The organism is Herbiconiux sp. J20-20, assembly GCF_057365085.1.
In genome coordinates this window covers 733,836-758,076 of record NZ_CP195122.1, presented here as the reverse complement: position 1 = coordinate 758,076, position 24,241 = coordinate 733,836, and the positions used below count along the sequence as shown (strand labels likewise).

General features: G+C 68.1%; 23 protein-coding genes. 19 read left to right on the top strand and 4 right to left on the bottom strand.

Annotation, left to right across the window (positions count from 1 at the left end):
- Window positions 1-79: 79 nt before the first annotated feature.
- Window positions 80-562 carry a MarR family transcriptional regulator gene (locus ACR3ZA_RS03715; protein WP_473660281.1) on the bottom strand — a complete coding sequence of 161 codons (483 nt, stop codon included), beginning with the start codon at window positions 560-562 and terminating at the stop codon, window positions 80-82.
- Window positions 563-917: 355 nt separating this feature from the next.
- Between ACR3ZA_RS03715 and ACR3ZA_RS03710 the strand changes: the two genes are divergently transcribed.
- From ACR3ZA_RS03710 to ACR3ZA_RS03680, 7 genes are all read left to right on the top strand, one after another.
- Entirely contained in the window at window positions 918-1,847 is a 930-nt protein-coding gene (locus tag ACR3ZA_RS03710) for an ABC transporter permease subunit (RefSeq protein WP_473660280.1), read from the top strand.
- Window positions 1,847-2,683, top strand: a complete 837-nt coding sequence (locus ACR3ZA_RS03705; protein WP_473660278.1) for an ABC transporter permease subunit — start codon at window positions 1,847-1,849, stop codon at window positions 2,681-2,683. The genes ACR3ZA_RS03710 and ACR3ZA_RS03705 overlap by 1 nt, the downstream gene beginning before the upstream one ends.
- Window positions 2,684-2,711: 28 nt before the next feature.
- Window positions 2,712-4,028 (top strand): extracellular solute-binding protein, encoded by a 1,317-nt coding sequence (locus tag ACR3ZA_RS03700; RefSeq protein WP_473660276.1) that lies wholly within the window; start codon window positions 2,712-2,714, stop codon window positions 4,026-4,028.
- A 153-nt stretch (window positions 4,029-4,181) separates the two neighbouring features.
- On the top strand, window positions 4,182-5,393 hold the full coding sequence (locus ACR3ZA_RS03695) for a sulfatase-like hydrolase/transferase (protein WP_473660274.1): 1,212 nt from the start codon (window positions 4,182-4,184) through the stop codon (window positions 5,391-5,393).
- Window positions 5,394-5,423: 30 nt separating this feature from the next.
- Entirely contained in the window at window positions 5,424-6,416 is a 993-nt protein-coding gene (locus ACR3ZA_RS03690) for a LysR substrate-binding domain-containing protein (RefSeq protein WP_473660272.1), read from the top strand.
- A gap of 135 nt (window positions 6,417-6,551) precedes the next feature.
- On the top strand, window positions 6,552-6,953 hold the full coding sequence (locus tag ACR3ZA_RS03685; protein ID WP_473660270.1) for a hypothetical protein: 402 nt from the start codon (window positions 6,552-6,554) through the stop codon (window positions 6,951-6,953).
- 97 nt (window positions 6,954-7,050) lie between these two features.
- Window positions 7,051-7,386, top strand: a complete 336-nt coding sequence (locus tag ACR3ZA_RS03680) for an alpha/beta hydrolase fold domain-containing protein (protein WP_473660268.1) — start codon at window positions 7,051-7,053, stop codon at window positions 7,384-7,386.
- Window positions 7,387-7,413: 27 nt separating this feature from the next.
- Here the strand turns inward: ACR3ZA_RS03680 and ACR3ZA_RS03675 are convergent, their stop codons facing one another.
- Both ACR3ZA_RS03675 and ACR3ZA_RS03670 read right to left on the bottom strand, forming a co-directional pair.
- Window positions 7,414-7,809 carry a hypothetical protein gene (locus tag ACR3ZA_RS03675; protein WP_473660266.1) on the bottom strand — a complete coding sequence of 132 codons (396 nt, stop codon included), beginning with the start codon at window positions 7,807-7,809 and terminating at the stop codon, window positions 7,414-7,416.
- Complete coding sequence (locus ACR3ZA_RS03670) at window positions 7,772-8,890, bottom strand: AI-2E family transporter (RefSeq protein ID WP_473660264.1); 1,119 nt, start codon at window positions 8,888-8,890, stop codon at window positions 7,772-7,774. Before ACR3ZA_RS03670 ends, ACR3ZA_RS03675 begins: the two co-directional genes overlap by 38 nt.
- 178 nt (window positions 8,891-9,068) lie before the next feature.
- Between ACR3ZA_RS03670 and ACR3ZA_RS03665 the strand changes: the two genes are divergently transcribed.
- Together ACR3ZA_RS03665 and ACR3ZA_RS03660 are read left to right on the top strand one after the other, a co-directional pair.
- Window positions 9,069-9,833 carry an AzlC family ABC transporter permease gene (locus tag ACR3ZA_RS03665; RefSeq protein WP_473660262.1) on the top strand — a complete coding sequence of 255 codons (765 nt, stop codon included), beginning with the start codon at window positions 9,069-9,071 and terminating at the stop codon, window positions 9,831-9,833.
- Entirely contained in the window at window positions 9,826-10,158 is a 333-nt protein-coding gene (locus tag ACR3ZA_RS03660) for an AzlD domain-containing protein (protein ID WP_473660260.1), read from the top strand. The genes ACR3ZA_RS03665 and ACR3ZA_RS03660 overlap by 8 nt, the downstream gene beginning before the upstream one ends.
- Before the next feature lie 31 nt (window positions 10,159-10,189).
- Here the strand turns inward: ACR3ZA_RS03660 and ACR3ZA_RS03655 are convergent, their stop codons facing one another.
- Window positions 10,190-10,831 carry an NAD(P)-binding domain-containing protein gene (locus tag ACR3ZA_RS03655; RefSeq protein ID WP_473660258.1) on the bottom strand — a complete coding sequence of 214 codons (642 nt, stop codon included), beginning with the start codon at window positions 10,829-10,831 and terminating at the stop codon, window positions 10,190-10,192.
- Between the two features lie 127 nt (window positions 10,832-10,958).
- Between ACR3ZA_RS03655 and ACR3ZA_RS03650 the strand changes: the two genes are divergently transcribed.
- From ACR3ZA_RS03650 to ACR3ZA_RS03605, 10 genes are all read left to right on the top strand, one after another.
- The gene (locus tag ACR3ZA_RS03650) at window positions 10,959-11,513 is read left to right on the top strand and encodes a TetR family transcriptional regulator (protein WP_473660256.1); all 555 of its coding nucleotides are present in this window, start codon (window positions 10,959-10,961) and stop codon (window positions 11,511-11,513) included.
- A 15-nt stretch (window positions 11,514-11,528) separates the two neighbouring features.
- A complete protein-coding gene (locus ACR3ZA_RS03645; protein ID WP_473660253.1) occupies window positions 11,529-14,489 on the top strand; it encodes an MMPL family transporter in 2,961 nt (986 codons plus the stop codon).
- The gene (locus ACR3ZA_RS03640) at window positions 14,486-16,246 is read left to right on the top strand and encodes a YhgE/Pip family protein (RefSeq protein ID WP_473660252.1); all 1,761 of its coding nucleotides are present in this window, start codon (window positions 14,486-14,488) and stop codon (window positions 16,244-16,246) included. Before ACR3ZA_RS03645 ends, ACR3ZA_RS03640 begins: the two co-directional genes overlap by 4 nt.
- A 354-nt stretch (window positions 16,247-16,600) precedes the next feature.
- The gene (locus ACR3ZA_RS03635) at window positions 16,601-17,830 is read left to right on the top strand and encodes an ROK family protein (RefSeq protein ID WP_473660250.1); all 1,230 of its coding nucleotides are present in this window, start codon (window positions 16,601-16,603) and stop codon (window positions 17,828-17,830) included.
- A 37-nt stretch (window positions 17,831-17,867) separates the two neighbouring features.
- The gene (locus tag ACR3ZA_RS03630; protein ID WP_473660248.1) at window positions 17,868-18,677 is read left to right on the top strand and encodes an ABC transporter permease subunit; all 810 of its coding nucleotides are present in this window, start codon (window positions 17,868-17,870) and stop codon (window positions 18,675-18,677) included.
- Window positions 18,674-19,492, top strand: a complete 819-nt coding sequence (locus ACR3ZA_RS03625) for an ATP-binding cassette domain-containing protein (RefSeq protein WP_473660246.1) — start codon at window positions 18,674-18,676, stop codon at window positions 19,490-19,492. The genes ACR3ZA_RS03630 and ACR3ZA_RS03625 overlap by 4 nt, the downstream gene beginning before the upstream one ends.
- A 20-nt stretch (window positions 19,493-19,512) precedes the next feature.
- Window positions 19,513-20,517 carry an aliphatic sulfonate ABC transporter substrate-binding protein gene (locus tag ACR3ZA_RS03620; RefSeq protein WP_473660244.1) on the top strand — a complete coding sequence of 335 codons (1,005 nt, stop codon included), beginning with the start codon at window positions 19,513-19,515 and terminating at the stop codon, window positions 20,515-20,517.
- A 26-nt stretch (window positions 20,518-20,543) separates the two neighbouring features.
- On the top strand, window positions 20,544-22,016 hold the full coding sequence (locus ACR3ZA_RS03615) for a sulfatase-like hydrolase/transferase (RefSeq protein WP_473660242.1): 1,473 nt from the start codon (window positions 20,544-20,546) through the stop codon (window positions 22,014-22,016).
- A 2-nt stretch (window positions 22,017-22,018) separates the two neighbouring features.
- A complete protein-coding gene (locus ACR3ZA_RS03610) occupies window positions 22,019-23,464 on the top strand; it encodes a sulfatase-like hydrolase/transferase (RefSeq protein ID WP_473660240.1) in 1,446 nt (481 codons plus the stop codon).
- Window positions 23,461-24,237: a TSUP family transporter gene (locus tag ACR3ZA_RS03605; protein ID WP_473660238.1), complete on the top strand. Its 777-nt coding sequence runs from the start codon at window positions 23,461-23,463 to the stop codon at window positions 24,235-24,237. Before ACR3ZA_RS03610 ends, ACR3ZA_RS03605 begins: the two co-directional genes overlap by 4 nt.
- Window positions 24,238-24,241: the final 4 nt, after the last annotated feature.

The window sequence follows — 24,241 nt, the reverse complement described above, 5'->3', positions numbered from 1 at the left end:
TTGACGGTCTGGCGTCGACGGACTTGGCGTTCGGCAGCCGACGTGGACTCCTTGAGCCGCAACGGTGCGCCCTGTCCCGCTACAGCTCCCCATCCGCCGGCCGCACCCGCCGCTGCCGCACCGCTTCGACTCCGCCCGCCGCCTCCAGCAATGCGCCGAGCGCGCGCTTGGCTGCGGCCAGGTCTCCCACCTCGGCGGCGACTCGGGCCTCCAGGTCTCGACGGATCCGGCGGGAGGCCTCAAGCAGAGCTTCGCCGTGCGCGGTGAGGGCGACGCGGCGCACGCGGCTGTCGCGGGCATCCGCTTCGCGGTGGGCGATGCCGAGCGATTCCAGCTCGGTAACGGTCTTTGAGATCGCCTGCTGTGTGACGCCGAGGCGGGCGGCGAGCTCGCCGACGCTCGGGCGCTCGTCGACGAGCGCCTGCAGGAGGTAGCCGTGCGCCGCGCGCACCCCGGTGAAGCCGGAGGCGCGCAGCTGGTCGAGCAGGTGCGCGTTGGCGGCCTCGGCGGCGAGGGCGGCGATCGTCGGCAGATCGAGGTCGGCGGGGTCGAGGGAGGGCATCCCCACAGCATCGCAGGTTGACAACCTCAATTGCACAACTTGATTTGTGATCTGCGCGGCCACGGCCTTGCGCTCGGAGTGCTCCTGGCCGGTGCGCCGAAGCCGGTCGATCCGGTGAGGAACCGCGCTCGCGGTAACGGCTGCCGACGAGTAGCCCGGCGTCCCCCGGCTCTGTCGGCCCGCACGCGTCGTCCACGGTCTCGCAGATCCGTGCGCTGCCTCCTCCGTGGCCTCATCGAACCATCCGAATTTCGGATAGGCACGTTCCCAACTACGCATTGGACAGATCGCTTCACCCGCCTTAGCGTTGCCCATGGTCAGAACTTGGCCGACGGAAACGACAGTGAGGTTGTTGATGACGAACGTCGCGATGCGATCGAGCGGCACCCGAGGGCGCGCCCCCGGACGCGGAGGCTGGTGGCGCAATCGAGGGTTCGCAACCGTCGCCCTCCTGCCCTTCGCTCTCTTCGGCATCGTCTTCGCCGCCTACCCGCTCGGACAGGTCGGGCGCATGGCGGCCAGCGCCGTCGAGATCCGAGGGGGACAGTTCACCTGGGAGTGGAACCTCCCGCAGAACTTCGTCAAGGCGTTCGAGGAAGCGGCCGCGTGGCAGGCTCTCGGCAACACCGTCGCGTTCATCGCCGCCACCGTGATTCTGTCGCTGCTGGTCGGTCTCGGCCTTGCGCTGCTCGTGGACCGCGCGGTGACGCTGCTGCCGGTCGCGCGAAACGTCCTGATCTGGCCGGCGGTGGTTGCCCCCGTTGTCGTCAGCCTCATGTGGCTGCTCATTCTGAGCCCGACCGCCGGTGGGCTCAACAAACTCTTCCGTTCCGTGGGCCTCCCCGAGCAGGGCTGGCTCGGCAGCGGGCCCGGCGCGTTCGCCAGCATCGTCGTGGTCGACGTGTGGCACTGGACCCCGGTTGTTTTCCTCTTCCTCTACACGGCACTCAAAGCCATCGACACGTCGACGCTCGAAGCAGCGCGAGTCGACGGCGCGAATGAGCGTCGCGTAATCCGCCACGTCATCCTGCCGGCGCTGGCTCCCGCCATGGCTGCGGTCGTTCTGGTGCGCATCATCATGGGCGTCAAAGCGTTCGACGAGATGTATCTGCTGACTCGCGGCGGCCCCGACGGCGCCACCACACTCGTGTCGCAGCACATCAAGAGTCTGTTCTTCGATCGGCTCCTGCTCGGCGAGGCCTCGGCGTTCAGCCTCGTCGTGGTGCTCGCCACGGCGATGGTGCTCGGCGTGTTCTTGTTCATCCGTTCACGGAAGGAGGCGTGATGCGCGCCCGCACCACCCGCGCCCGCGGCGCGCTCGGAGTCGAGATCGCGCTCGGCGCGACACTGGTCGCCACCACGCTGCCGATCGCATGGACCGTCGTTCTCGCGTTCCTGCCGAACCGGGCGATCGTGGCCAGCGACTGGCAATTCCCGTTCTGGCTTGGCAACTTCGAGACACTCTTCGCCGACGACACGTTCGTACGACAGGTGCTCAACAGCATCGTGATCTCGCTCGGCGCCGTGCTCATCTGCCTCGTTCTCGGTGCTCTGTCCGGGTACTCGCTCAGCAGGCTCAACCCGCCGCGTTGGCTCTCGATTCCGGCGCTGATCGTCGCGGGCTTCGTTCCTCTGCTGTCGCCCATGACTCTCGTTCCCGGCTTCTACGTGCTGCTGGGGGAGCTCGGACTGTTGGGATCGATTCCCGGACTCATCCTCGTCAACGCGTTCTTGAACGCGCCGTTCGCGACGCTGCTGATGTCGTCGTACTTCCGCGGCATCCCGGACGAACTACGAGAGGCAGCGATGGTCGATGGGTCGAGCGAGTGGGGAACCTTTGCGCGCATCATGCTCCCGCTCGTGCGTCCAGGCCTCGCGGCGGTGGGCATCTTCACCGGGATCATGACCTGGAACGAATTCATGATGGGTCTCACGCTGACCTCCGGAGGCTCGACCGCACCCGTCACCGTCGGCATCGCGGGCCTGCTGCAGCCGTATGCGGTCACCTGGGGCGAGATGGCTGCCGCGGGAACCGTTGCCGCAGTCCCCATCATCGCGATGGCGATCATCGCCAACCGCCACATCGTCGCTGGCCTCACCGCCGGCGCTGTCAAGGGTTAGCACCCACAACCTGCAAAGGAGCACATCAATGCGAAAGAGGCACCAGATCGCCATGGCCGTCGCGGGAGTCACCGCGCTGGCACTGACCGGATGCACCGGAGGTGGCGGTGGCGCGCTCGGCTCGGGCGAAACCGTCACCATCATCACCAGCCAGGCGCCGTGGAACCCGGCGTATGACGCCGTCATCGACGCCTACGAGGAGGCCACCGGCGTCACTGTCGACGTGCGCGCCTTCCCGAACGACGAAGTCAAGACTCAGATGCTCAACGATGCTCAGACCGGCAATCACGCGTTCGACGTGTACCAGGTGAACGAAGTCGACATGGCAGCGTTCAACGCGGGTGGACTCCTGATGCCGCTGACCGACATCGACCCTGACTTCGCGCTCGACGCGGAGGTGTTCACCTACGACGGACTTCCGTATTGGGACTCGGCCGCGGGCATCTTCTCCGAGGACACCGGCGAGCTGACATCGATCCCCTTGATGGGAAACCTGCAGATCCTCGTCTACCGCTCCGACATCTATGAGGAGCTCGGTCTCAGCGAGCCGAGCAGCTGGGAGGACGCGATCGCCAACGGTCAGGCCGCAATCGACGCGGGCCTCGCCCGCTACGGCTCGGTGGTGCGAACGCAGGGAGTGCCCGGCGCCGCCGGCGTCACGTACGACTTCATGGGATTCTTCCTCGGCGAGGGAGCTGAACTGTTCGCGGACCCGGGTACCGACTGGACGCCGACGATCGACTCCCCGGAAGGCATCCGCGCGGCCACGCTGTTCCGCCAGATCGCCGCACAGGGCCCCGCCGACCCGAAGACGGTCGGACAGGCCGAAGCGATCGCGGCGATGCAGGCCGGCGACGCGGCTCAGCTCGATGTCGTCGCCGCTGCAGCCGCTGCGATGAACGACGAAGCCAACTCCAACGTCGTCGGCAAGGTCGCGTTCGCGCCGCTGCCGCAGGCGACGTCGGCAACCGGGACGTGGAACCTGGGGATCCCGGCGGACCTGCCGGAAGACCGGCAGGGACCGGCTCTCGACTTCGTGCGCTGGGTGACATCGGAGGAGGGCATGGAGGTCTTCGCCGAGAACGGCGGGATCCCGACGCGGTCCGATGCCTACGACGCGCCGGGAATCTCGGCCGACGCGCAGGAGTACCTCGACGCCGTGGCCGCTTCGGCGCCGACCGCCCGGGGCGTGTTCCGGTTCGCGTTCATCGGTGAATTCCTGAACGTCTCGGAGCCCATCATCGGCAGCATCGCCGCGGGCGACGTTTCGCCTGAGGACGGGATGCGCCAACTGCAGGAGGCCGTGACCAAGGTCGTCGCCGACGCCGGCTACCCGATGGGCTGACGCCCGAGTCCGGGCGGCTCAGCCTTGCGGCTGGGCCGCCCGCGACTGCATCCATCCGACTCGTACAGAAAAGCCAGGGAATCCGTGACCTCTCGCCCGCATATCGTTCTGATCCACTGCCATGACCTGGGCAGATGGTTGTCCTGCTACGGCATGTCCTCCGTGCCGAGCCCCCACCTGCAGCGCTTCGCCGACGAGTCGATCGTCTTCGACCGTGCCTTCGCGACCGCGCCGCTGTGCACGCCGGCACGTTCGTCCATCTTCACGGGCCTGCTGCCGCACCAGAACGGACTGATGGGGCTCACCCACGCCGGCTGGACCTACCGGCCGGGTGTTCGGACGCTCCCCGAGCGGATGCGAGACGCCGGGTATCACTCAGCGCTGATCGGGCTCCAGCACGAGGACTTCGACGCGCGTGTGCTCGGCTACGACGAAGTGCACGGTCTTGGCTTCATTCCGCGGGCTCACGAGGTGGCGTCGCGCCTCGAGTGGTGGCTCGGTCGGGACCTGCCAGACGCTCCGCTGCTGCTGACGGTCGGTCTGTGGGAAGTTCACCGGCCGTGGCCCGCGGAGGATTACGAGCCGGCAGACCCGGCGACGGTCGACGTTCCCGGATTCCTTCCCGACAACGCGCACACTCGTGAGGACATCAGCCACTTCCACGGGGCGATTCGCCAGATGGATGAAGCGGTCGGGCGCATTCTCGCGGCGATCGACTCGTCGCCGATCGCCGACGATGTGCTCGTCGTGTTCACGACCGACCACGGGGTCGCGTTCCCGCGGGCGAAGAGCACGTTGTACGACTCGGGGGTGGGCGTCGCGATGATCGCCCGTCCTCCACGTAGCTGGAAGGTGCCAGCCGGGCGTCGTGACGACCTCGTGAGTCACCTCGATCTTGTTCCGACAGCGGTCGAGCTGGCGGGTGCGGAGGGCGATGCGAGTCTGGAGGGGCGCAGCCTTGCGCCGTTGCTGCGTGCCTCTGCCGAGCACCCGGAAGACCGCCAGCTGGTTCTTGAGAAGACCTATCACGATCGGTACGACCCGATTCGCGCCATCCGATCCGACAAGGTCAAATACATTCGCAACTATGCGGAGGGCCCGTGGCTTCCCATGCCGCTTGACCTGGAGGAGAGCGCCACGCGCAGAGGGCTCGGCGACGAGCACCTGGCACCGCGCCCGCACGAGGAGCTGTACCTCCTCGACGACGACCCGTGGGAGCTCTCCAACGTGGCCGATGACGCGCGTTTCGCCGATCTGAAGGCACAGATGTCGGCGCGCCTCGACGAGGAGTTGCGGCGAACGCATGACCCGATCCTCGACGGAGAGATCGGCGCACCCGCACTCGTGTCGCGGGATCTGCGCTGACGCGGCGAACGTCGGGCATCATAGGGAACGATGGAACTCGCATGGTGCCGGTCTTTTGTGGCCGTGTACGAGCTCGGGGGCTTCTCTGCGGCAGCCCGCTCTCTTCATCGCGCCCAGTCTCGGATCAGCGCGCACGTCGCCGCGCTGGAGCAGACCGTCGGCTCGCCGCTGCTGAACCGTGATGTCCACCCGCCGACGCTGACTGCGGCAGGTGAGCAGTTCTTGCCGCACGCTCGCGCCACGATCGCCGAGTGGAGTGCCGCGGTGGCAGCCGTGGCCTCCGAGTCGGGGCGCATTTCCGGCACCCTGTCGTTGGGAAGTGTGCCGAGCGTGAGCTCGCAGATCCTCGCCCCGCTGCTCGCCGAGTTCGCTGCGGGCCATGAGCAGGTGCAGTTCGAGATCCACGAAGGCCCGAACAGTTGGCTGGATGATGCGTTGGCGCATCGCACCATCGAGGTGTGCGTGCGGCCGATCGTCGAAGGGCGCACGCATGCGGGCGTCGAGCGCCGGTCTCTCATCGATGACCCGTTCGTTGCGCTCGTTCCTCGAGATCATCCTCTCGCCACGGCGCGATCGCTGAAGCTCGCCGAACTCACCGGGCAGTCGATCATCACGACCGGGGAGGCGGGCCTTGATCCGCATGTCGGGCTCGAGTACCGAGGCATACTCTCCGGCGTCGACTTCGACCGCCAGCGGAGCATGACGGTATCGCAGCCGACGACGCTATTCGCGCTTGTTGCGGCAGGGCTCGGCATTGGATTGCTCGGGCGTCTGCCGTCACAGATGCTGCGCGGCGACGAGTTCGCGATCGTGCCGATCGAAGAGCACGAGGCTCGGCGCACGATCGGCGTGTATTGGGCGGGGACCCGTGTTCTTTCGGCCGCAGCGCGAGCGTTCGTCTCGTCGTTGACCGCTTTTGTGGAGCAGGGGATAGCCGCGGGGACGCTGCTCGCTCCGCCTGGTCATTCAGACATGGACCGAGCAGACGGCGTGCCGCGAACAGTGCTTCGTCGCGGGAGATGAGAGTGGCGCGGCGCGCACCGCCATTGCTGGCATCCGCGATCGACTGAGAAAGGCGAGCTCGCCAGCACTTCGAGGGCGGGCATCCCCACATCCCTGCAGGTTGACAACCAGCATTGCACAACTATGGTTGTGAATATGACGACACCGCTTGACGCTCTGAGATCCCTTCACCGCAGTCTCGAAGCCGGTCGTTCCGGTGAGGAGCTGCGCCCGCACTGGCACCCGTCGGCGAAGATCCGCGAGTACCCCAACGCGATCGCCCCGCAGGGCGCGCTGCGCGACCTCGACGACACCCTTGCCGCCTCCGAGCGGGGGGCGGGGCTGCTGGCATCGCAGACCTACGAGGAGGTCGAGTCGTTCGAGCTCGGCGACCGCGCGATGATGCGACTCACCTGGACCGGCGTCGTCGGCGCGGCGGTCGGCCCGTTCGCAGCCGGGCAGAAGCTCGTCGCGCACATTGCGCAGTTCGCCCGCGTCGCCGACGGGCAGGTCATCGAGCTCGCCACCTACGACTGCTACGAGCCTCTGGCGGGCTGAGCGCGGGCGGCAGGCGCGCCGGAGGCCTGGGCGCACCGCTCCGGCTGGGCCCGAAGTGAGCCGGCTCGCGGTCGCCGGCGACTCCGTCGGCGGAGACATGAGCGCGGCCCTGACGATCATGGCCAAGCAGCGCGGCGACGTCACCTTCGTGCATCAGTCGCTCTACGACCCGGTGACGGATGCCGCTCAGGACACCGAGAGCTACCGCACCTACGCCAACGGCCCGTTCCTCTCGGCGAAGGCGATGGCCTGGTTCTGGGACGCCTACATCGAAGACCGCTCACTCGACGGCCAGCGCGGCGAGGTCACCGCGTCGCCGCTGCGGGCGAGCCTGGAGGATCTGGCCGGACTTCCCGAGACCTTTTCGGCCCGCGTGCGTCGGCATCCCCGCGGGCCCACTGTCCGGGTCACCCGAAGTTCACGTCGCAGGTGAACTCGAACGGGCTGTCCCGAACGCAGCTCAGAGACGACTTGTGTGTCGCGCCCGCGCGGCGAGAATGAGCGCAGCGATCAGCGCCAGAAGTGCGGCCGCCATGAGGATCGCCGGCGCCCATGACGGGTGCGATGACCCGTGCGCTAGGCCGTCCGCGGAGACGTACTCGCAGACGAGACCTGGAGGCAGAACCGAGATGTGCCCCGCGGAGGTGTAGGTCTCCGGGCTGCTCGCGAGCACGTTCGGCGGCACGTTCACCCCGAGGGCGCAGGCCGTGTCGGGGCCCCCGCCGATATGGATCAAGGGGTACAACGACGCGGCAACCAGAAGGAAGCTGACCAGCGCCGCGACAACGGCAAAAGCAGCCAGCATCGCCACGCCGAGCTCACTCGCGCCGCATTTGCGAAGCTTCATCGCCCGCATCCCACACCTTCACAATCGCCCACGCTGTCGCAGCGATCGGCACCGAGAGCACCGCGCCGACGATGCCGCCGAGGATGGTGCCGGCGCTCAGCGCGAGCAGGATCACCAGCGGGTGCAGCTTGAGGGACTGCGCCATGACGACCGGCTGGAGCAGGTTTCCCTCCAGCTGGTTGACGCCGATGACGACGATGATCACGATCAGCGCCACCACGGGCCCGTTGGCGACGAGGGCGACGAGGGCGGCCAGTGCGCCGGCGACCGTCGCACCCACGATCGGCACGAACGCGGCGACGAACACGATGACGGCGAGCGGCAGCGCGAGCGGCACCTGCATGATCGCCAGCGCGATGCCGATGGCGACGGCGTCAACCGCGGCGATGATCGCCGTGCCGCGCACGTAGCCGCCGAGGGTCGTCACGGCGGTGCGGCCGATGCGCTCGCCGCGGTCGCGCCCGTGACGGTCGAACGGGCGCATCAGGAAGCGCCAGATCGCATCCCCGTCCTTGAGGAAGAAGAACAGGATGACGATGAAGAGCAGGAACCCGGCGACGAACTCGCCGACGGCGACCGCGCTCGACACGGCACCGGTGCCGAACTGCGAACTCGTGACGAAGTCGATGACGTCGGTCTGGAGTCCCTCGAAGTCGAATTCGTCGAGCGGCAGCGGCAGTGTCTGAAGCCACTCGAGCAGCTGATCGAAGCCGGACTGCGCCTGCTCCCAGAGCGAATCCCACTGGCTGCGCACCGCGAACACGATCGCAGTGATGACGCCCCCGAGCACGAGCAGCGAGCCGATGAGGGCGATCCACGCGGCGAGCATCGAGGGCACGCCGCGGCGCCGCATCCACATGACGAGCGGACTGAACGCGGCGGCGATGATCACCGCCAGCAGCACCGGAATGACGGCGATTCGCAGCTGCACGAGCGCGAACACGACGACCGTGGCGAGCGCGATCGTGATCAGCACCTGCAGGCTTCGGGTGCTCACGACGCCGAGTCGGTCGGTCCAGAGCTTTTCGACCTTCGGAACCACCTGTGTGGTCAACGCGGATTCGGGCGTGGCGCGGCGGCGCGAGAACATGGCTGGCTCCTTGGATGCGCGGAAGTGCGGTTTCGAGCATTTCACGGACGCGCCCGCCGGTCGAGTAGCGGTGAAGCCGCGTATCGAGACCCCGTCGCTCTCGCCGTGCTCTCCGATCCCGGCCACGCATCCGGATGCGGCCCGCGCGCCCGCCGCGCGCACCTGGCAGACTCGCCCCGTGACCGCCGAGCCCCCGCTGACCGACCGCGCCCGTGACCGCACGGCGACGCTCGCCGGCATCCGCGACGCGGCGCTCATCGTGCTCGGCTACATCCCCTTCGGGCTGGCGGCCGGCGCCGCGATGTCGCAGACCGGGGTCGACCCGGCGTGGTCGATCCTGTCGAGCCCGATCATCTTCGCCGGCGCGTCTCAGCTGATCGCCGTGCAGCTGCTCGGCTCGGGGGCGGGCATCGCGCTCGTCGTCTTCACCGTCTTCATCGTCAACGCGCGGCATCTGCTCTACAGCGCCTCGCTCGAACCGCACCTCGCCGATTGGACCCGCGGGCAGCGCCTCGCCGGGGCGTTCCTGCTGGCCGACCCGGTGTACGCGCTCGCGATCTCGCGCTTCGAGCGGCCGGGCGGGGCGGGGGCGCGCGCCGAGCAGCTCGGCTACTACTTCGGCGCTGCGCTGACGGCCCTCGTCGGCTGGACGAGCCTGATCTCCATCGGGGTGCTGCTCGGTGGGCTGGTGCCCGCCTGGGTGCCGCTCGAGCTGGCCATTCCGCTGACGTTCCTGCTGCTCGCACTGCCGCTCATCAAAGATCGCGCCGGTCTGGTCGCGGCGGTCGTCGGGGGAGTGGTCGCGCTGCTCGCGCAGCCGCTGCCGTTCGGCGCGGGGCTCATCGTCGGAGCGCTCGCGGGCCTCGTCGCCGGCGGCCTCGTGCTGGCGCGCAGCGCGCCTCCGACAGCACCGAGCGTCGAGGAGGTGATCGCGGATGCTTGACGGCCTTGCGATCCTGCTCTCCGGGGTCGTCACCTACCTGACGCGGATGCTGTTCCTGGTCACCAAGAAGGTGCGACCGCCGCGCCGCGCGCTGCGCTACCTGCCGCTCGTCGGACCCGCCGTGCTCGGCGCCATCGCCGTGCCCGGACTGCTCGCCCCGCGCGGCGAGATCTCGCTCGTCGACACGGTCCCGGCACTGATCGCCGCCGTCGCGGCGACGCTGCTCTGGCGGTGGAAGCGGGAGATGGCCTTCGGGCTGCTCGGCGGCCTGCTGGTGTGGTGGGCGATCGTGTTCGCCCTGGTGCAGCTCGGGCTGCGCGCCTGAGACTCGCCGCGCAGCCCGATCCGTCGGCCGACTAGGGGAGGCGGTTCGCCGCTGCTGTGTTGGCGAGCATCTGCTCGCGGGTCTGCCGGGTGCCGTAGCCCGGGCGGTCGCGCTCCAGGCGCCACGACTCGCTGAGCGGCCCGAGGTCGACGGTGTCGAAGCCGAGCTCGTCGTAGAGCTTCGCGGTGAAGGCGCTCGCCTCCGGGTGGTCACTCGCCGTGCCGAGTGCGCGACGGTTCGGCGTCCCCGCCGGGCTGCCGTCGGTGGTGATCTGGCTCCACACGATGTTGTTGAAGGCCTTCGCCACCTTCGAGGTGGGCAGGTGCTCCTGCAGCAGGCCCGAGGTGGTCGCCTCGCCGCGATCGAGCGCGTCGATGTGGCCGTCGCGCTCGAAGTAGTAGTTGTTGGTGTCGAGCACGATCTTGCCGGCGAGCGGTTCGACCGGGATGTCGGCGAGTGCCTTCAGCGGCACCGTCACCACGGCGACCTCCGCCGCCTCGGCTGCCTCGACGGGGGTGGCGGCGCGGGCGTTCGGTCCGAGCTCGGCGATCAGCTCGGTGAGCGTCTCAGGCCCTCGCGAGTTCGCGATCACGACCTGGTGGCCGTTCCCGATGAGTGCCCGGGCGACCTGGCTGCCGATGTGGCCTGCTCCGATGATTCCGAAAGTTGTCATGTTCGAGGTCAACGCGCGCACCCCCGGCGTATTCCAGATGTCCGGAAAGTGACGGATGTCTGAGCGTTCGCCGACAATCTGACCGTTCGGTCAGAACCTGACCGATCGGTCAATTACCGTCGAAAGCATGGCCACCTCCGACGAACTGCGACGCATCGCGCTCGAGCAGTTCTCGAGCTCCGGCTACCTCGCCACCTCGCTGCAGAACATCGCCGACGCGGCGGGCGTCTCCAAGGCCAGCGTGCTGTACCACTTCGCCAGCAAGGAGTCCCTGCTCGGCGCCGCCCTCGCCCCCACGGTCGACGCGCTGGAGGTGATCGTCGCCTCGCTCGAAGGCGTCGACACGTCCACCGCGGCCCGGCGGGCGTTCCTCACCGAGTTCGTCGACTTCTTGCTCGAGCACCGGCTGGGCGTGCACATCTTCGTCAACCAGGCCGAAGCGCTCGAAGACGTCGCGATCATCGAACGCGCCAACACGCTCGTCGGACGGATCGCGGCGCACTTCGAGCGCCAAGGCGGCTCCATGGAGGAGCAGGTGCGCTTCGGCATCGCGCTTGCCGGAGCGGCGTTCCTGCTCGCCGCTGCCGGCCGATTCGGCCAGGCCTCCATGCTCGAATCCGACGAGCTCCGCCCGATTCTGACCCGCATCCTCGGCGAGCTCATCGCCCGACCCGCCCGCTGACCGGAGTTCCTCACTGTGGCTACCCTTCTCTTCCGTCTTGGACGCTTCGCCTACCGCCGCGCGTTCCTCGTCATCGTCGCCTGGCTGATCGCGACCGCGGCCGCGCTCGGCGGCGGACTGCTGCTCGGCGGCACGCTGCAGGACTCGTACGAAATCCCCGGCACCGAATCGCAGGAGGCCATCGACCTCTTGGCCGCGGTGTTCCCGCAGACGGCGGGCGCGAGCGCCCAGATCGTGATCCACGACGCCGACGGCGCCTCGCTTGAGACGGTCGCCGCGGACGAGATCGAGACCCTCGTCGACGACCTGAACGACATCGACGGCGTCGCCCAGGCGGTGTCGCCGTTCAGTGACTTCGCGAGCGACGCGGTGAGCTCCGACGGTGACACCGTGCTCGTGCAGGTGCAGTTCGACAGCTCGATGGAGGACGTCACCTCCGCCTCGCTCACCGAGCTTCGCGCCGCGACCGAGTCGCTGCAGGCGGACGGCTACGAGATCGCGTTCGGCGGCAACGTCTTCGAGTCGTTCAGTTTCGGCCTCACCATCGTCGAGGTCTTCGGCGTCATCTTCGCCGCGCTCGTGCTCATCGTCACCTTCGGCTCGTTCGTCGCCGCGGGCCTGCCGCTGCTCTCGGCGTTCCTCGCGCTCGGGGTGTCGCTCGGCGCCGTGCTCGTGACGGCCGCGTTCACCACCATCTCCACCACCACGCCGATGCTCGCGCTGATGATCGGGCTCGCGGTCGGCATCGACTACGCCCTGTTCATCCTCAACCGGCACCGACAGCAGCTGGCGACCGGCATGGATGCGGAGGAGTCCGCCGCCACCTCCGTCGCCACCGCGGGCGGCTCGGTCGTGTTCGCCGCGATCACCGTCGTCATCGCGCTCGCCGGGCTGCTGGTCGTCGGCATCCCGTTCCTCGGAGTGATGGGCGTCGCCGCAGCGCTGTCGGTCATCACGGCGATGCTGGCGGCCCTCACCCTGCTGCCCGCGGTGATGGGGCTTCTGAAAAACCGCCTCGCCCCGCGTCCGCGCTCGCGGGTCGCCGCACGGGCTCGCGCCGCGCTCGCGGAGTCCTCCGGCGAGGAGGTTCCGAACCACCAGCCGACGCTGGGGGAGCGCTGGGTCGCTCTCGTGGTGAAGGCGCCGATTGTCGCGATCCTCGCCGTCGTCGGCCTGCTCGGAACGCTCGCGATCCCCGCCTTCTCGCTGCAGCTCGCCCTGCCGACCGGAGCGCAGCAGCCCGAGGGCAGCGACATGCGCATCGCCTACGACCTCATCGCCGAGGAGTTCGGCGAGGGCAGCAACGGCCCCCTCATCGTGACCGTCGACATCACGCAGACCACCGAGATCTTCGAGCAGCTGGAAGACATCTCTGACGAACTCGCCGAGCTCGACGGCGTCGCCTCGACGAGCGACGGCGTGCCGAACGAGACCCTCGACACGGGCATCATCCAGGTGATTCCCGAGACCGGTCCCGCCGACGCGGCGACCACCGAGCTCGTGAACGCGATCCGCGACCTCGCGCCCGAGCTGGAGGAGCGCTACGACACCCAGATCTCGGTCACCGGCACCACCGCGGTGCAGATCGACATCTCGCAACGACTCGACTCAGCGCTGCTGCCCTTCGGCATCATCGTCGTCGGACTCTCGATCGTGCTGCTCACGATGGTGTTCCGCTCGATCCTGGTGCCGATCAAGGCCGCCGCGGGCTATCTGCTCTCGCTGCTCGCCGGCATGGGGGCGAGCGTCGCCGTGTTCCAGTGGGGCTGGGGCGCCGAGCTGCTGCACGCCGAGGCCGGACCGATTCTGAGCTTCATGCCGGTGCTGCTGATGGCGATCCTGTTCGGGCTGGCGATGGACTACGAGCTCTTCCTGGTCTCGGGCATGCGCGAGTCGTACGTGCATCAGGTCGCCGGTCGGCACCTCACGCCGAGTCAGGAGAACCGCATCGCCCGAGACTCCGTGGTGCGAGGCTTCGCCGGCGCGGCGCGCGTGGTGACGGCCGCCGCGCTCATCATGTTCTTCGTCTTTGCCGCGTTCGTGCCCGAAGGCAGCGACGTCATCAAGGTGATCGCGCTCGGCCTCGCCGTGGGCATCGCCGCCGACGCGTTCCTGGTGCGCATGACGCTGGTGCCCGCGGTGATGGCGCTCGCCGGCCGCTGGGCGTGGAAGATCCCGCGCTGGCTTGACCGGATCCTGCCCGACCTCGACGTCGAAGGGGCGGGCCTTGCGCAGCACCGCGAGGAGGTCGACTGGGCGCACGCGCGCATGGCGCATGGCGAGGCCGTCGCCCTCGACGACCTGACGATCGGGTCCGAGCGCGACGCCGTCGGCCCGTTCCGGCTCGCCGTGCCGCTCGGCGCGATCGCCCTGCTCGACACCGGGCGGGTGGATGCCGCCGAGCGTCGCCTGCTCGCGGCCACCATCGCGGGTCGCATCCCGCCGGTCGCCGGGCGCGCCCACGTGCTCGGGCATCCGCTGCCCTCGGAGTCGTCCCGCGCTGCGCGCCGCGTCGCCCTGAGCGACCTCGACGGCCCGGCCCGCGCCGACGTCGCCGCCGAGCTCGGCCCGCTGCTCGTGGAGCGGATCCGCGTGACCGGGTCGCTCGCCCGCGCGGTGCGTGCGCACCACACCGCCGAGGCCCGCATCGCGCGCCTCAACGCGGCGCTGCGCGAGCTCGGGCGCCGTGGCGACCTCGATGCCTCGACCTCGCTCGCCGAGCTGCCGCAGCTCGAGCGTGCCTTCGCCCTCGCGACGGTCGCGCTCGCCGAGGACGCGCCGCTGGTCATCCTCGACGCGATGGACCCCTTCGCCGACCCCGGCGACGCCGTCGCGTTCGTGCGCGGGCTGGACCGGCTCGCACCGGTGTCGACGACGGTGATCGTCGGCGTGCCCGGCCTGGTGGTCGGCGCCGCCGCGCCGGCCCGCGTCATCACCTCGGTTTCCCTTGCCGCGATTGAAGGAGTTGCGCGATGAGCGCCCTGGTTCCCGTGTCGGCGTCGCGCCGCATCCGCTCGTGGCGCGTCGCCGCCGTCGTCGCGGTCGTTCTCGTTCCGCTCGCCTTCGCGGGCCTGTTCCTCGCCTCGGTCGGCGATCCGGCGGCGGGCCTCGAGCGGGTTCCCGTCGCGATCGTCAACGACGATGAGGCGATCATCCAGACCGGTGACGACGGCGAGGAGCAGTACATCCTCGCCGGTCGGCAGCTGGTGACCGAGCTGACCGGCTCCGACTCGCCGGCCGACCTCGACTGGCAGCTGACCAACGATTCCGACGCCGCCGAGATGCTCGCGGCGGGCGAGGTGTACGCGATCCTCACGGTGCCGGCGGACTTCTCCGAGGCGATCCTGTCGACCGGCGGCGACGACCCCGAGCAGGCCTCGATCGAGATCCGCACCGACGACGCCCACTCCTACGTCTCCGGTGCCGTGGCCTCCGCGCTCGGCGACGGCATGGTGCGCGCCTTCGGCAGCGAGATCACCGAGCAGTTCATCGTGGGGGTGTTCGACGAGGTCGGCAACTCGCTGATCGAGGCGGCGGATGCGGCGCAGCAGCTGGCCGACGGTGCCGCCGAGGCAGCATCCGGGGCGGTCGAGTTCGCCGACGGGGTCGGCTCCTACACGGGCGGCGTGGCGTCGCTGGCGAGCGGAGCGCGCGAGCTCGACGCGGGAGCCGGCGAGCTCGACGCGCTCGTCTCGGGCACGCAGGAGTACACGGCCGGAGTCGCCCAGCTCTCCGAGCAGATCGCGGCGACCACGACGGCGCTGCAGTCCGACCCGACCAACCCGACGCTGCTCGGCACGCTCGCCTACCTGTCGGCACTGCTCGAGGACGCCGCCGACGGCGGCAGCGAGCTCGTCGCGGGCACGTCGAGCGCCGTCACCGGGATCCAGGGCGGCATCTCCGAGCTGGCCTCCGGGGCGACGACGCTCGCCGACAACGGTGCCCCGCTCGCGACGGGCGCCGACGAGCTGGCCGACGGAATCGGCGAGCTGGCCGACGGCTCGGATGAGTTCGCTGTCGGGCTCGACGAGGGCGCCGAGGCGTTCGTGGGCGACGAGGGCTCGACCGAGGCGCTCGCGGCGGTCGCCGCCGACCCGGTCGGCTACGAGCTCGCCACCGACAACGAGGTGGAGGGCGCCATGCAGGCGATCGCCACGCCGCTCGTGCCGCTGGCGCTGTGGATCGGTGCCATTGTGAGCTTCCTCGCGCTGGCTCCGCTGACCCGCGGCATGCTCGGCTCGTCGGCCGCCTCGGGCCGCCTGCTGGCGACGACGCTGGTGCGCGCGAGCGCCGTCACGGCGGCGCAGGCGGCGCTGCTCGTGGGGCTGCTGCACGTGGTGGCCGGCGTCTCGTGGGCCCTGCTGCCCGCGACCCTCGTGTTCTCGCTGCTCGTCGCGGTGGCCTTCACGGCGTTCCACGCCGCCTTGACGATCGCGTTCGGGCGCCCCGGTCTGATCGGCTCGTTCATCGTGCTCGCGGTGCAGCTCGCCGCGATGGGCATCGTGCCGACCGAGGCTCTCGCGCCGCCGTTCGCCGCGATCAGCCCCTACCTGCCGCTCACCTGGGCGACGACGGGACTGCAGCAGATCATCACGAGCGGCTCGGCGTCGGTCGTCGTGGGGATGGCGGTGGCGCTGCTTGCGTTCGGTGCGCTGAGCGCGGCGGTCGCGGCGTTCGCACTCGGCCGCACACGTCGCGCTGTGGCGTTGGGGCTGCTGCCCGCGAACGCGTAGGGGAGGCGGCGCACGCGGCTCTTAGCCGGTCTGCGCGCTCGCCCGCTGGCACCGATTTCTCAAGGCTCGCTAGCCCCGGCTCCCTCGGAGTCCGCCAGTTCCGGGTCGGAACGCGCCCACGCTCCCTGCGAGCGCCTCCTTGTCGTCGCGTTCGTTGTCGCCAGAGCTGGCAGAGCATCGCCGCGCCAGGCGGGGCGCGGAGAGGACGCCCAGCAGGGGCAGGCGGTCTGTTCCGGCGCACCAGTTCCCACTTGTGCTCCGCCGAGGGAGGTTTGTGTGCACCATCCGCACGAATGTCGGAATTTTTTTGTCGGACTGTTGACGGAAAAATTGCCCGCTCCGTAGCGTTGCCTCATGCCCACGCCCAACGGAGTGCATGCTCTCGTCCGACGGACGCATGAAGACCGCGTTCTCCGTGCTCTTCGCGCCCACGGCGCGCTGAGTCGTGCCGAGATCGCCGAGCACGTCGGGCTTTCTCGCACGACGTTGTCCGAGATCACGAGTTCGCTTCTCGCGCGCGGCGCGATCGTCGTCGTCGACACGGATGCCTCCGCGCGCGAAGGCAGCGGACGTCCCGCGGCCCGCCTCGCGCTCGACCCGCGCTCGGGACAGTTCATGGGAGTCGACTTCGGCCACCGTCGCGTCACGATTGCAATCGCCGACGCTGCCCACGAGATCATCGCGAGTGGCACCGGGCGGTATCACGACACCGACGCCTGGCCGTCGCGACTCGATGTCGCCTTCGAGCTCATCGATCAGCTCTCCGTCGAGACCGGCGTGCACTTCGGAGCGCTTCAGGCGATCGGGATCGGAGTGCCTGGCCCGGTAACGACAAGCGGATTCACGACGAGGGAGAGCTGGGGACGCATCGAGTCTGGAACGACCATCGATGCGATCTTCCGCGAACGGTTCGGCGCGGCCGTCATCGTCGACAACAACACGCGATTCGCAGCCCTCGCTGAAGCGATCACCGGGCCGAGCGGCGCGTCGGAGGACGTGCTCTACGTGCGGCTCTCTGATGGCGTCGGAGGCGGCTTGGTCGTGGGCGGTCGGCTGGTGACCGGTTCCGTCGGACTTGCCGGCGAGCTCGGTCACGTCCGGGCGGTCCCGGACGGCCGGGAGTGTCGTTGCGGCAAGACCGGTTGCCTTGAGACCATCGCCTCGGTGCCGGAGATTCTCGCCGAGTGTCGCCGCCGCGGCGCTCACCTCGAGACCCTCGAAGACCTCGCGCGCGAGGTCGATCGCGCACACCCCGTTGTCGACGACGTTCTCCGTGACGCTGCAACGGTTCTCGGACGGACGCTGGCGGCGGCTGCGATGGTCCTCAATCCTGCGCAGATCGTGATCGGTGGCGAGATCGTGCATGTCGCGCCCCCGATCCTCCACTACGCCCGCGGCGTTCTGCGCTATGAACTGCTGCCCGCCCCGGACGCTGCACCGGTCGTGCGAGCGGCCGATCTCGGCAACGAGGACGGCGCCCTCGGCGCCATCGCCGCCCTGTTCCACCAATCGCCGTTGCTTGCCGGTTATCCAGAACCCGCGGCGGCAGACCGTACGACCGACCAGCGAAGGAGCTTCTCGTGACTCGACCCTGCACATGCTCGATCGGTGGTGAACACGCATGACGACGACCGACACCCGCATGATGGCGACGGCCGCGGCGAAGACGCGCGGCCGCGGACCCAACACTCGTGCCCTGTTGCTCACGCTCAACGCGATCTCGATCGTCGGCGGAATCGGCATCTGGTGGTTCCTCGCGCTCAACGGATTCCAGTTCCCCACTCCGGACGAAGTCGTCGCCAAAGCGGTCGCCCTGTGGAGCAACGGAACGCTTCAGGAGGACATCCTGGCGAGCCTCGGTCGGGTATTGGCTGGGTTCTTGCTCGGTTCGGCGGCCGCGATTCCGGTCGGCTTCCTGATGGGGTGGTACACGGTGGGTCGCGGGCTGTTCGAGCCCTGGATCCAGTTCTTCCGCACGATTCCGCCCCTCGCTCTCCTTCCCCTCGTCCTCGTACTTCTCGGCATCGGTGAGGTCCCGAAGATCTTCGTGATCTTTCTCGCCGCGTTCCTCGCGTGCGTGATATCGACCTACCAGGGTGTCGTGACCGTCGACAAGACGATGATCAATGCCGCGCGCGTCCTGGGCGCCAAAGACGGCACGATCTTTGCGCGCGTGGTGGTCCCTGCGTCGACTCCGTACATCCTCGTCGGCATGCGGGTCGGGCTCGGCTCGTCGTGGGCAACCCTGGTCGCCGCCGAACTGCTCGCTGCGCAGGCCGGTCTCGGCTACCGGATGCAAAACGCGCAACTTTACTACGACCTCGCGACGATCTTCGTCGGAATCGTGCTGATCGGGATCTTCGGCCTGGTCATGGATCGACTGCTTCTTCTCGCCGAGACGAAGCTGACCGGATGGCAGGAGCGCCGATGACCACCCCGACCACCGCCGCCAAGATCTCGGTTCAAGAGGTCTCGAAGGTCTTTCCGCTCAAGAACGAAGAGTTTGTCGCGCTCGACCATGTCTCGCTCGACATCGCCGACAACGAGTTCGTCACCGTTGTGGGACCTTCCGGTTGTGGCAAGAGCACCCTGATGAACATCCTTGCCGGGCTGGAGACGCCGAGTGGTGGTCTCGCGCTCGTCGACGGGAAGCCTGTCAGCGGACCTGGTCCGGAGCGCGGCGTGATCTTCCAGCAGTACGCGCTGTTTCCATGGTTGACGGTGCGCCAGAATGTCGAGTTCGGCTTGACCGTCGCTCGGGTCTCGGCGGCCGAGCGACGGGATCGGGCCGACTACTTCATCCGGATGGTCGGCCTCGAGCAGTTCGCGGATGCGCTTCCGAAGATGCTCTCGGGCGGCATGAAGCAGCGCTGCGCGATTGCGCGCGCGTATGCGGTCAATCCATCGATCCTGCTCATGGACGAGCCATTCGGCGCCCTCGACGCCCTCACGCGCGTCAAGTTGCAGGAGCAGCTCCTCGATACCTGGAGTCAAGAGAAGCGCACCGTCATGTTCATCACCCATGACGTCGACGAGGCAGTCTTCCTCGCCAATCGGGTCGTCGTCATGGCGGCGCGGCCCGGGCGCATCTTCGACGTGATCGACGTCGACCTTCCCTACCCGCGCACGGAGGAGGTGCGGCTCAGCCCGGAGTTCGGGGAGCTGCGCAACCGCGTGTGGCACTCGGTGTACCACCAAGAACCCGGCGCTAGCGCCGGAAACGCGTCGTCCGTCCGGACGGCCTGACCCCTGAAAGGGACCATGCAATGACATTCACCAAGAAGATGCTCGGCACCGTCGCCGTCGGCGTCGCGGTGGCGCTCGTGGCCACCGGCTGCGCGGCCGAAGCTCCCGCTGGCAACGACGACGTCGAGATCATCGACGTCAACTTCGGCTACATCCCCGACTTCAACGGGACGAGTCTGCTCGCGATCGCGGAAGATCAGGGCATTTGGGAAGAGCACGGACTCAACGTCAGTACCCTTTCCTTCACGAACGGGCCGCTGCAGATCCAGGCGCTCGGCACGGGAGACCTCGACTTCGGATACATCGGCCCGGGCGCTATGTGGCTTCCCGCATCCGGTCAAGCCAAGGTCGTCGCCATCAACACGCTCGGGCAGGCTGACCGCGTGGTCGCCCAGCCCGGAATCGAGTCGATGGAAGACCTTCGTGGCAAGACCGTCGCCGTGCCAGAAGGCACGTCGGGTGACATGATCTTGACGCTCGCACTGGCGAACGCCGGGATGACCAAGGACGACATCGAACTTGTCCCGATGGAGCCGGCGGCAATCGTTGCCGCCCTCTCGTCGAAGCAGGTCGACGGAGCGGGCTTCTGGTACCCGGCGCTCGCGACGGTCAAGGAGCAGGTGCCAGATCTGGTCGAGATCGCCGACAACAGCGACTTCGTCGAGCAGGTCGCGTTCCCGACCGCTTTCGTGGCTGGCAACGACGTCGTCGCCAACGAGCCGGAGAAGGTGCAGCGTGTGTTGGCTGCGCTCCGCGACGCGATCGACTTCCGTGCGACGAACATCGACGAAGCTGTGCAGCTCACCGCCGACTTCCTTGCGCTCGACGTGGCACAGGTCGAGGGAGATGTTGCGAACGTGCAGATCTTGACGCTCGCCGAGCTCGACGAGCTCACCGAAGACGGCACGATCGACACCTGGTTGAGCGGCATGGTCGACTACTTCGTCGGCGCAGGCAAGCTCGAATCGCCGGCCGACCCGGCCGACTTCTACACTGGCGACCTGTTCCGCGAGGCCGCCGAGTGACTGAGCCGAGGAACATCCTTTTTCTCATGACCGACCAGCACCGGGCGGACACGCTCGGGGCGTACGGGAACCCGTCGGCGGCCACGCCGGTGCTCGACCAACTTGCGAGCACCGGAACCCGCTTCGACCGGTGGTACACACCGACGGCGATCTGCACGCCGGCGAGGGCCAGTCTGCTCACCGGGCAGGCGCCGTTCCGACACAAGCTCCTGGCGAACCACGAGCGCAATGTCGGGTACATCGAGGACCTCGCCGACGGACAGTTCACCTTCTCCCAGGCTCTGCAGGACGCGGGCTACAACACCGGTCTGGTCGGGAAGTGGCATGTGGGTACGCACAAGACGGCGGCCGATTTCGGCTTCGACGGTCCTGAGCTGCCTGGCTGGCACAATCCGGTTGAGAATGAGGACTACCTCGGCTACCTGGCAGAGAACGGGCTGCCGCCCTATGCGATCAGCGATCGCATCCGCGGAACGCTGCCGAACGGCGGGCCGGGCAACCTGCTCGCCGCTCGGCTGCACCAGCCGGAAGAGGCAACATTCGAGTACTACCTGGCGACGCGCGCGATCGAGCAGCTCGAGCGCTATGCCGACGAGTACCGCGAGGGCGGCCGCCCGTTCTTCCTTGGCCTGCACTACTTTGGGCCCCACCTGCCGTACATCCTCCCCGACGAGTACTTCGACATGTTCGATCCGGAACTCGTCACGCTGCCCAAGTCCATCTCGGAGACTTTCGAGGGCAAGCCGCCGGTCCAGCGCAACTACAGCGCCCATTGGACGTTCGACACGATGCCGATCGAGGTCTCACGCAAGCTCATCGCCGTCTACTGGGGGTACGTAGCCCTCATCGACAAGCAACTCGGGCGAGTCATGGATGCGCTCGAACGCCTCGGTCTGGTCGACTCGACCGCCGTGTTCTTCACCTGCGATCACGGCGAGTTCACCGGCTCGCATCGCCTCCACGACAAAGGCCCGGCGATGTACGAGGACATCTACCGGACACCGGGCATCGTCCGTGTCCCGGGGTCACCGGAGGGCGTCGTGCGCACCGAGTTCGTCAGTCTTCTCGACTGCACGGCGACCATCCTCGATCTTGCGGGTCTCGACCCGGCACCCGCCGTCGACTCACGCAGTCTGTTGCCGCTGATCGCCGGCGAAGTGCCAGAGTGGGATTCGGATATCATCTGCGAGTTCCACGGTCACCACTTCCCGTATCCACAACGCATGCTGCGCGATGAGCGTTTCAAGCTCGTCGTGAATCCGGACTCGGTCAACGAGCTCTACGATCTGGTGATCGACCCGGACGAGCTGCTGAATATCTACGAGCATCCCGAGATGCGCGAGATCCGGACGCGGATGATGACCCGGCTCTACCGTCAGCTTCGCGCTCGAGGGGACAAGTTCTATCACTGGATGACGACGATGTACGACGTCGGGGAGGTTGACTACGACCCGACGCAAAGCGGTCTCGACGAAGCGACCTATCACACGGGAGTCTGAGGATGTCCCGCCGCCCGAACATCGTCGTGATCCTCACCGACGACCACGCCGCGCACGCCATCGGCGCGTACGGTTCGGTCGTCAACACGACGCCGCGCATCGACGAGCTCGCCGAGAACGGGGTGCGATTCGACAATTGCTTTGCGACCAACGCGCTGTGCTCGCCGAGCCGGGCGAGCATCCTGACCGGCACCTACAGCCACGTGAACGGCGTGTCGACCCTGGTGACCCCGATCGACGCGAGCCAGCCGACCTTCATCTCGCAACTGCGCTCTGCCGGGTACCTCACCGCGATGGTCGGCAAGTGGCACATGGGGCATGGCGAAGGTCACGACCCGGAGAACTTCGACTACTGGGATGTGCTCACCGGCTCGGACGGCCAGGGGGAGTACTGGAATCCGGAGTTCACGTCGGCCGAGGGCACCCGCACCGTCGAGGGGTACGCGACCGATCTCATCACCGACATGTCGCTCAACTGGGTGGAGTCCCTGCCAGGCGACAAGCCGTGGTGCGTGCTCATCTGGCACAAAGCCCCGCATCGCTCGTGGGAGCCAGACGTCAAGCACGCCGGGCTCTACACCGACCCGATCCCGGTCCCGGCGACCTTCGACGACGACTTGGCGACGCGGTCGACCTCGGCGCGACGAGCCGCCATGCGCATCGCCGAGCACCTCACCGCGGGAGATCTGAAGGTCGACCCCCCGATGGGCCTCAGCTACGAGGAAGAGGCGCTCTGGAAATACCAGCGCTACATGGAGGACTATCTGCGCTGCGTCGCGAGCGTCGACGACAACGTCGGGCGTGTCACGGACTGGCTGCGTGCACGTGGCGAGTTCGACGACACCGTCGTCATGTACTCCTCGGACCAAGGCTTCTTTCTGGGTGAGCACGGCTGGTTCGACAAGCGATTCATGTACGAAGAGTCGCTGCGCATGCCGCTCCTGCTCTCGTATCCGCGCGCGGTTGATGCCGGTCAGGTGCACGACGGCATCATCACCAACGTCGACTTCGCGCAAACCATTCTCGACTTTGCCGGGGTCGATGCAGTCGATCGGATGCAGGGGCGCAGCTTTGCTGGCGACATCACGCCCGAGATTCCGGCGTTGCCGCCTGCTGAGGGCATGTACTACCGCTATTGGGAGCACGATGACGTCTTTCACAAGGCTCCCGCGCACTATGGCTACCGCACCGCGCGCTACAAGTTGATCTACTACTACAACGACGGGCTCGGGTTGCCGGGCACCGGGTCGTTCACATACGCGGGGGAGTGGGAGCTCTTCGACCTCGAGTCGGATCCGGCGGAGCTCCGCAACGTCGCGCACGATCCGTCGTATGCGAGCGTGCGGGCGGACCTGGAAGAGCGGATGCGGCGGGCGCAGCGCGATCTCGGCGACGAGCCGCATCGCTCGCAGGTGTCGGCGGTGGGCGCCCCGACCGTCGAGTCGTGACGCCCGAGCTTGTCGGAAGTGCAGGACTCCTGGTCCCAGTGCTGATCGTGGTTGCGGCGTTTGCCGGGGCGGTGCTGCAGAGCATCACCGGGATCGGCTTCGCGCTGGTCGTGGCGCCGTTTCTGGTGCTGCTCCTCGGCCCGGTCGAAGGCGTGCTGCTCGTAAACATTCTCGGTGCGTTTACGACGGCGCTCATCTTGAGCCGTCACCTGCGTGAGGTGGAGTGGCGTCGCTACCTGCTCCTCGCGCCTCCGGCGATTGTGGGGATCGTGTGCGGGACCGTCATCGTGGCCGTTGTGCCGACGGCCGCGCTTGACCTCGGTATCGGCGCGCTCGTGGTCGTTGCGGTCGTCGCGCTCATTGCGGGCGGAGGCTGGGTGCTCCCCCCGCGCCGCCGCTTCGGCCTGGTCGCCGGATTCGTCAGCGGAGTGATGAATACGACCGCGGGCGTGGGGGGTCCGGCCATCTCGGTCTACGCGCTCGCGAGCCGCTGGGATGCGGCGACCTTTCGTTCGACCATGCAGGCCTTCTTCCTGACCATCGCGCTCGGTGCATTGCTGGCCAAGTCGCTGTCCGGCGCGGCGGAGACTCCGGCGCTCCACCCTGCGGTCTGGATCAGCGTTCTGGCCGCGTGCGTGCTCGGCATGCTGCTCGGTAGCGCACTGACCCTTCACGTGCGCGAGGGATCAGTGCGCTGGACGATCCTCGTACTCGCGTTCATCGGCGGGATCGCCACGATCGTTCGCGGCGCTGTGGCGCTCGCGTTCTCTTAGACTG

Bases quoted from the DNA above. Each gene is read 5' to 3' on its own strand.
- ACR3ZA_RS03670 (WP_473660264.1), bottom strand. From the start codon at position 8,890: ATGTTCTCGCGCCGCCGCGCCACGCCCGAATCCGCGTTGACCACACAG.
- ACR3ZA_RS03655 (WP_473660258.1), bottom strand. From the start codon at position 10,831: ATGACAACTTTCGGAATCATCGGAGCAGGCCACATCGGCAGCCAGGTC.
- ACR3ZA_RS03690 (WP_473660272.1), top strand. From the start codon at position 5,424: ATGGAACTCGCATGGTGCCGGTCTTTTGTGGCCGTGTACGAGCTCGGG.
- ACR3ZA_RS03615 (WP_473660242.1), top strand. From the start codon at position 20,544: ATGACCGACCAGCACCGGGCGGACACGCTCGGGGCGTACGGGAACCCG.
- ACR3ZA_RS03625 (WP_473660246.1), top strand. From the start codon at position 18,674: ATGACCACCCCGACCACCGCCGCCAAGATCTCGGTTCAAGAGGTCTCG.
- ACR3ZA_RS03660 (WP_473660260.1), top strand. From the start codon at position 9,826: ATGCTTGACGGCCTTGCGATCCTGCTCTCCGGGGTCGTCACCTACCTG.
- ACR3ZA_RS03650 (WP_473660256.1), top strand. From the start codon at position 10,959: ATGGCCACCTCCGACGAACTGCGACGCATCGCGCTCGAGCAGTTCTCG.
- ACR3ZA_RS03695 (WP_473660274.1), top strand. From the start codon at position 4,182: ATGTCCTCCGTGCCGAGCCCCCACCTGCAGCGCTTCGCCGACGAGTCG.
- ACR3ZA_RS03700 (WP_473660276.1), top strand. From the start codon at position 2,712: ATGCGAAAGAGGCACCAGATCGCCATGGCCGTCGCGGGAGTCACCGCG.
- ACR3ZA_RS03715 (WP_473660281.1), bottom strand. From the start codon at position 562: ATGCCCTCCCTCGACCCCGCCGACCTCGATCTGCCGACGATCGCCGCC.
- ACR3ZA_RS03705 (WP_473660278.1), top strand. From the start codon at position 1,847: ATGCGCGCCCGCACCACCCGCGCCCGCGGCGCGCTCGGAGTCGAGATC.
- ACR3ZA_RS03620 (WP_473660244.1), top strand. From the start codon at position 19,513: ATGACATTCACCAAGAAGATGCTCGGCACCGTCGCCGTCGGCGTCGCG.
- ACR3ZA_RS03630 (WP_473660248.1), top strand. From the start codon at position 17,868: ATGACGACGACCGACACCCGCATGATGGCGACGGCCGCGGCGAAGACG.
- ACR3ZA_RS03680 (WP_473660268.1), top strand. From the start codon at position 7,051: ATGAGCGCGGCCCTGACGATCATGGCCAAGCAGCGCGGCGACGTCACC.
- ACR3ZA_RS03635 (WP_473660250.1), top strand. From the start codon at position 16,601: ATGCCCACGCCCAACGGAGTGCATGCTCTCGTCCGACGGACGCATGAA.
- ACR3ZA_RS03610 (WP_473660240.1), top strand. From the start codon at position 22,019: ATGTCCCGCCGCCCGAACATCGTCGTGATCCTCACCGACGACCACGCC.
- ACR3ZA_RS03685 (WP_473660270.1), top strand. From the start codon at position 6,552: ATGACGACACCGCTTGACGCTCTGAGATCCCTTCACCGCAGTCTCGAA.
- ACR3ZA_RS03640 (WP_473660252.1), top strand. From the start codon at position 14,486: ATGAGCGCCCTGGTTCCCGTGTCGGCGTCGCGCCGCATCCGCTCGTGG.
- ACR3ZA_RS03710 (WP_473660280.1), top strand. From the start codon at position 918: ATGACGAACGTCGCGATGCGATCGAGCGGCACCCGAGGGCGCGCCCCC.
- ACR3ZA_RS03675 (WP_473660266.1), bottom strand. From the start codon at position 7,809: ATGCGGGCGATGAAGCTTCGCAAATGCGGCGCGAGTGAGCTCGGCGTG.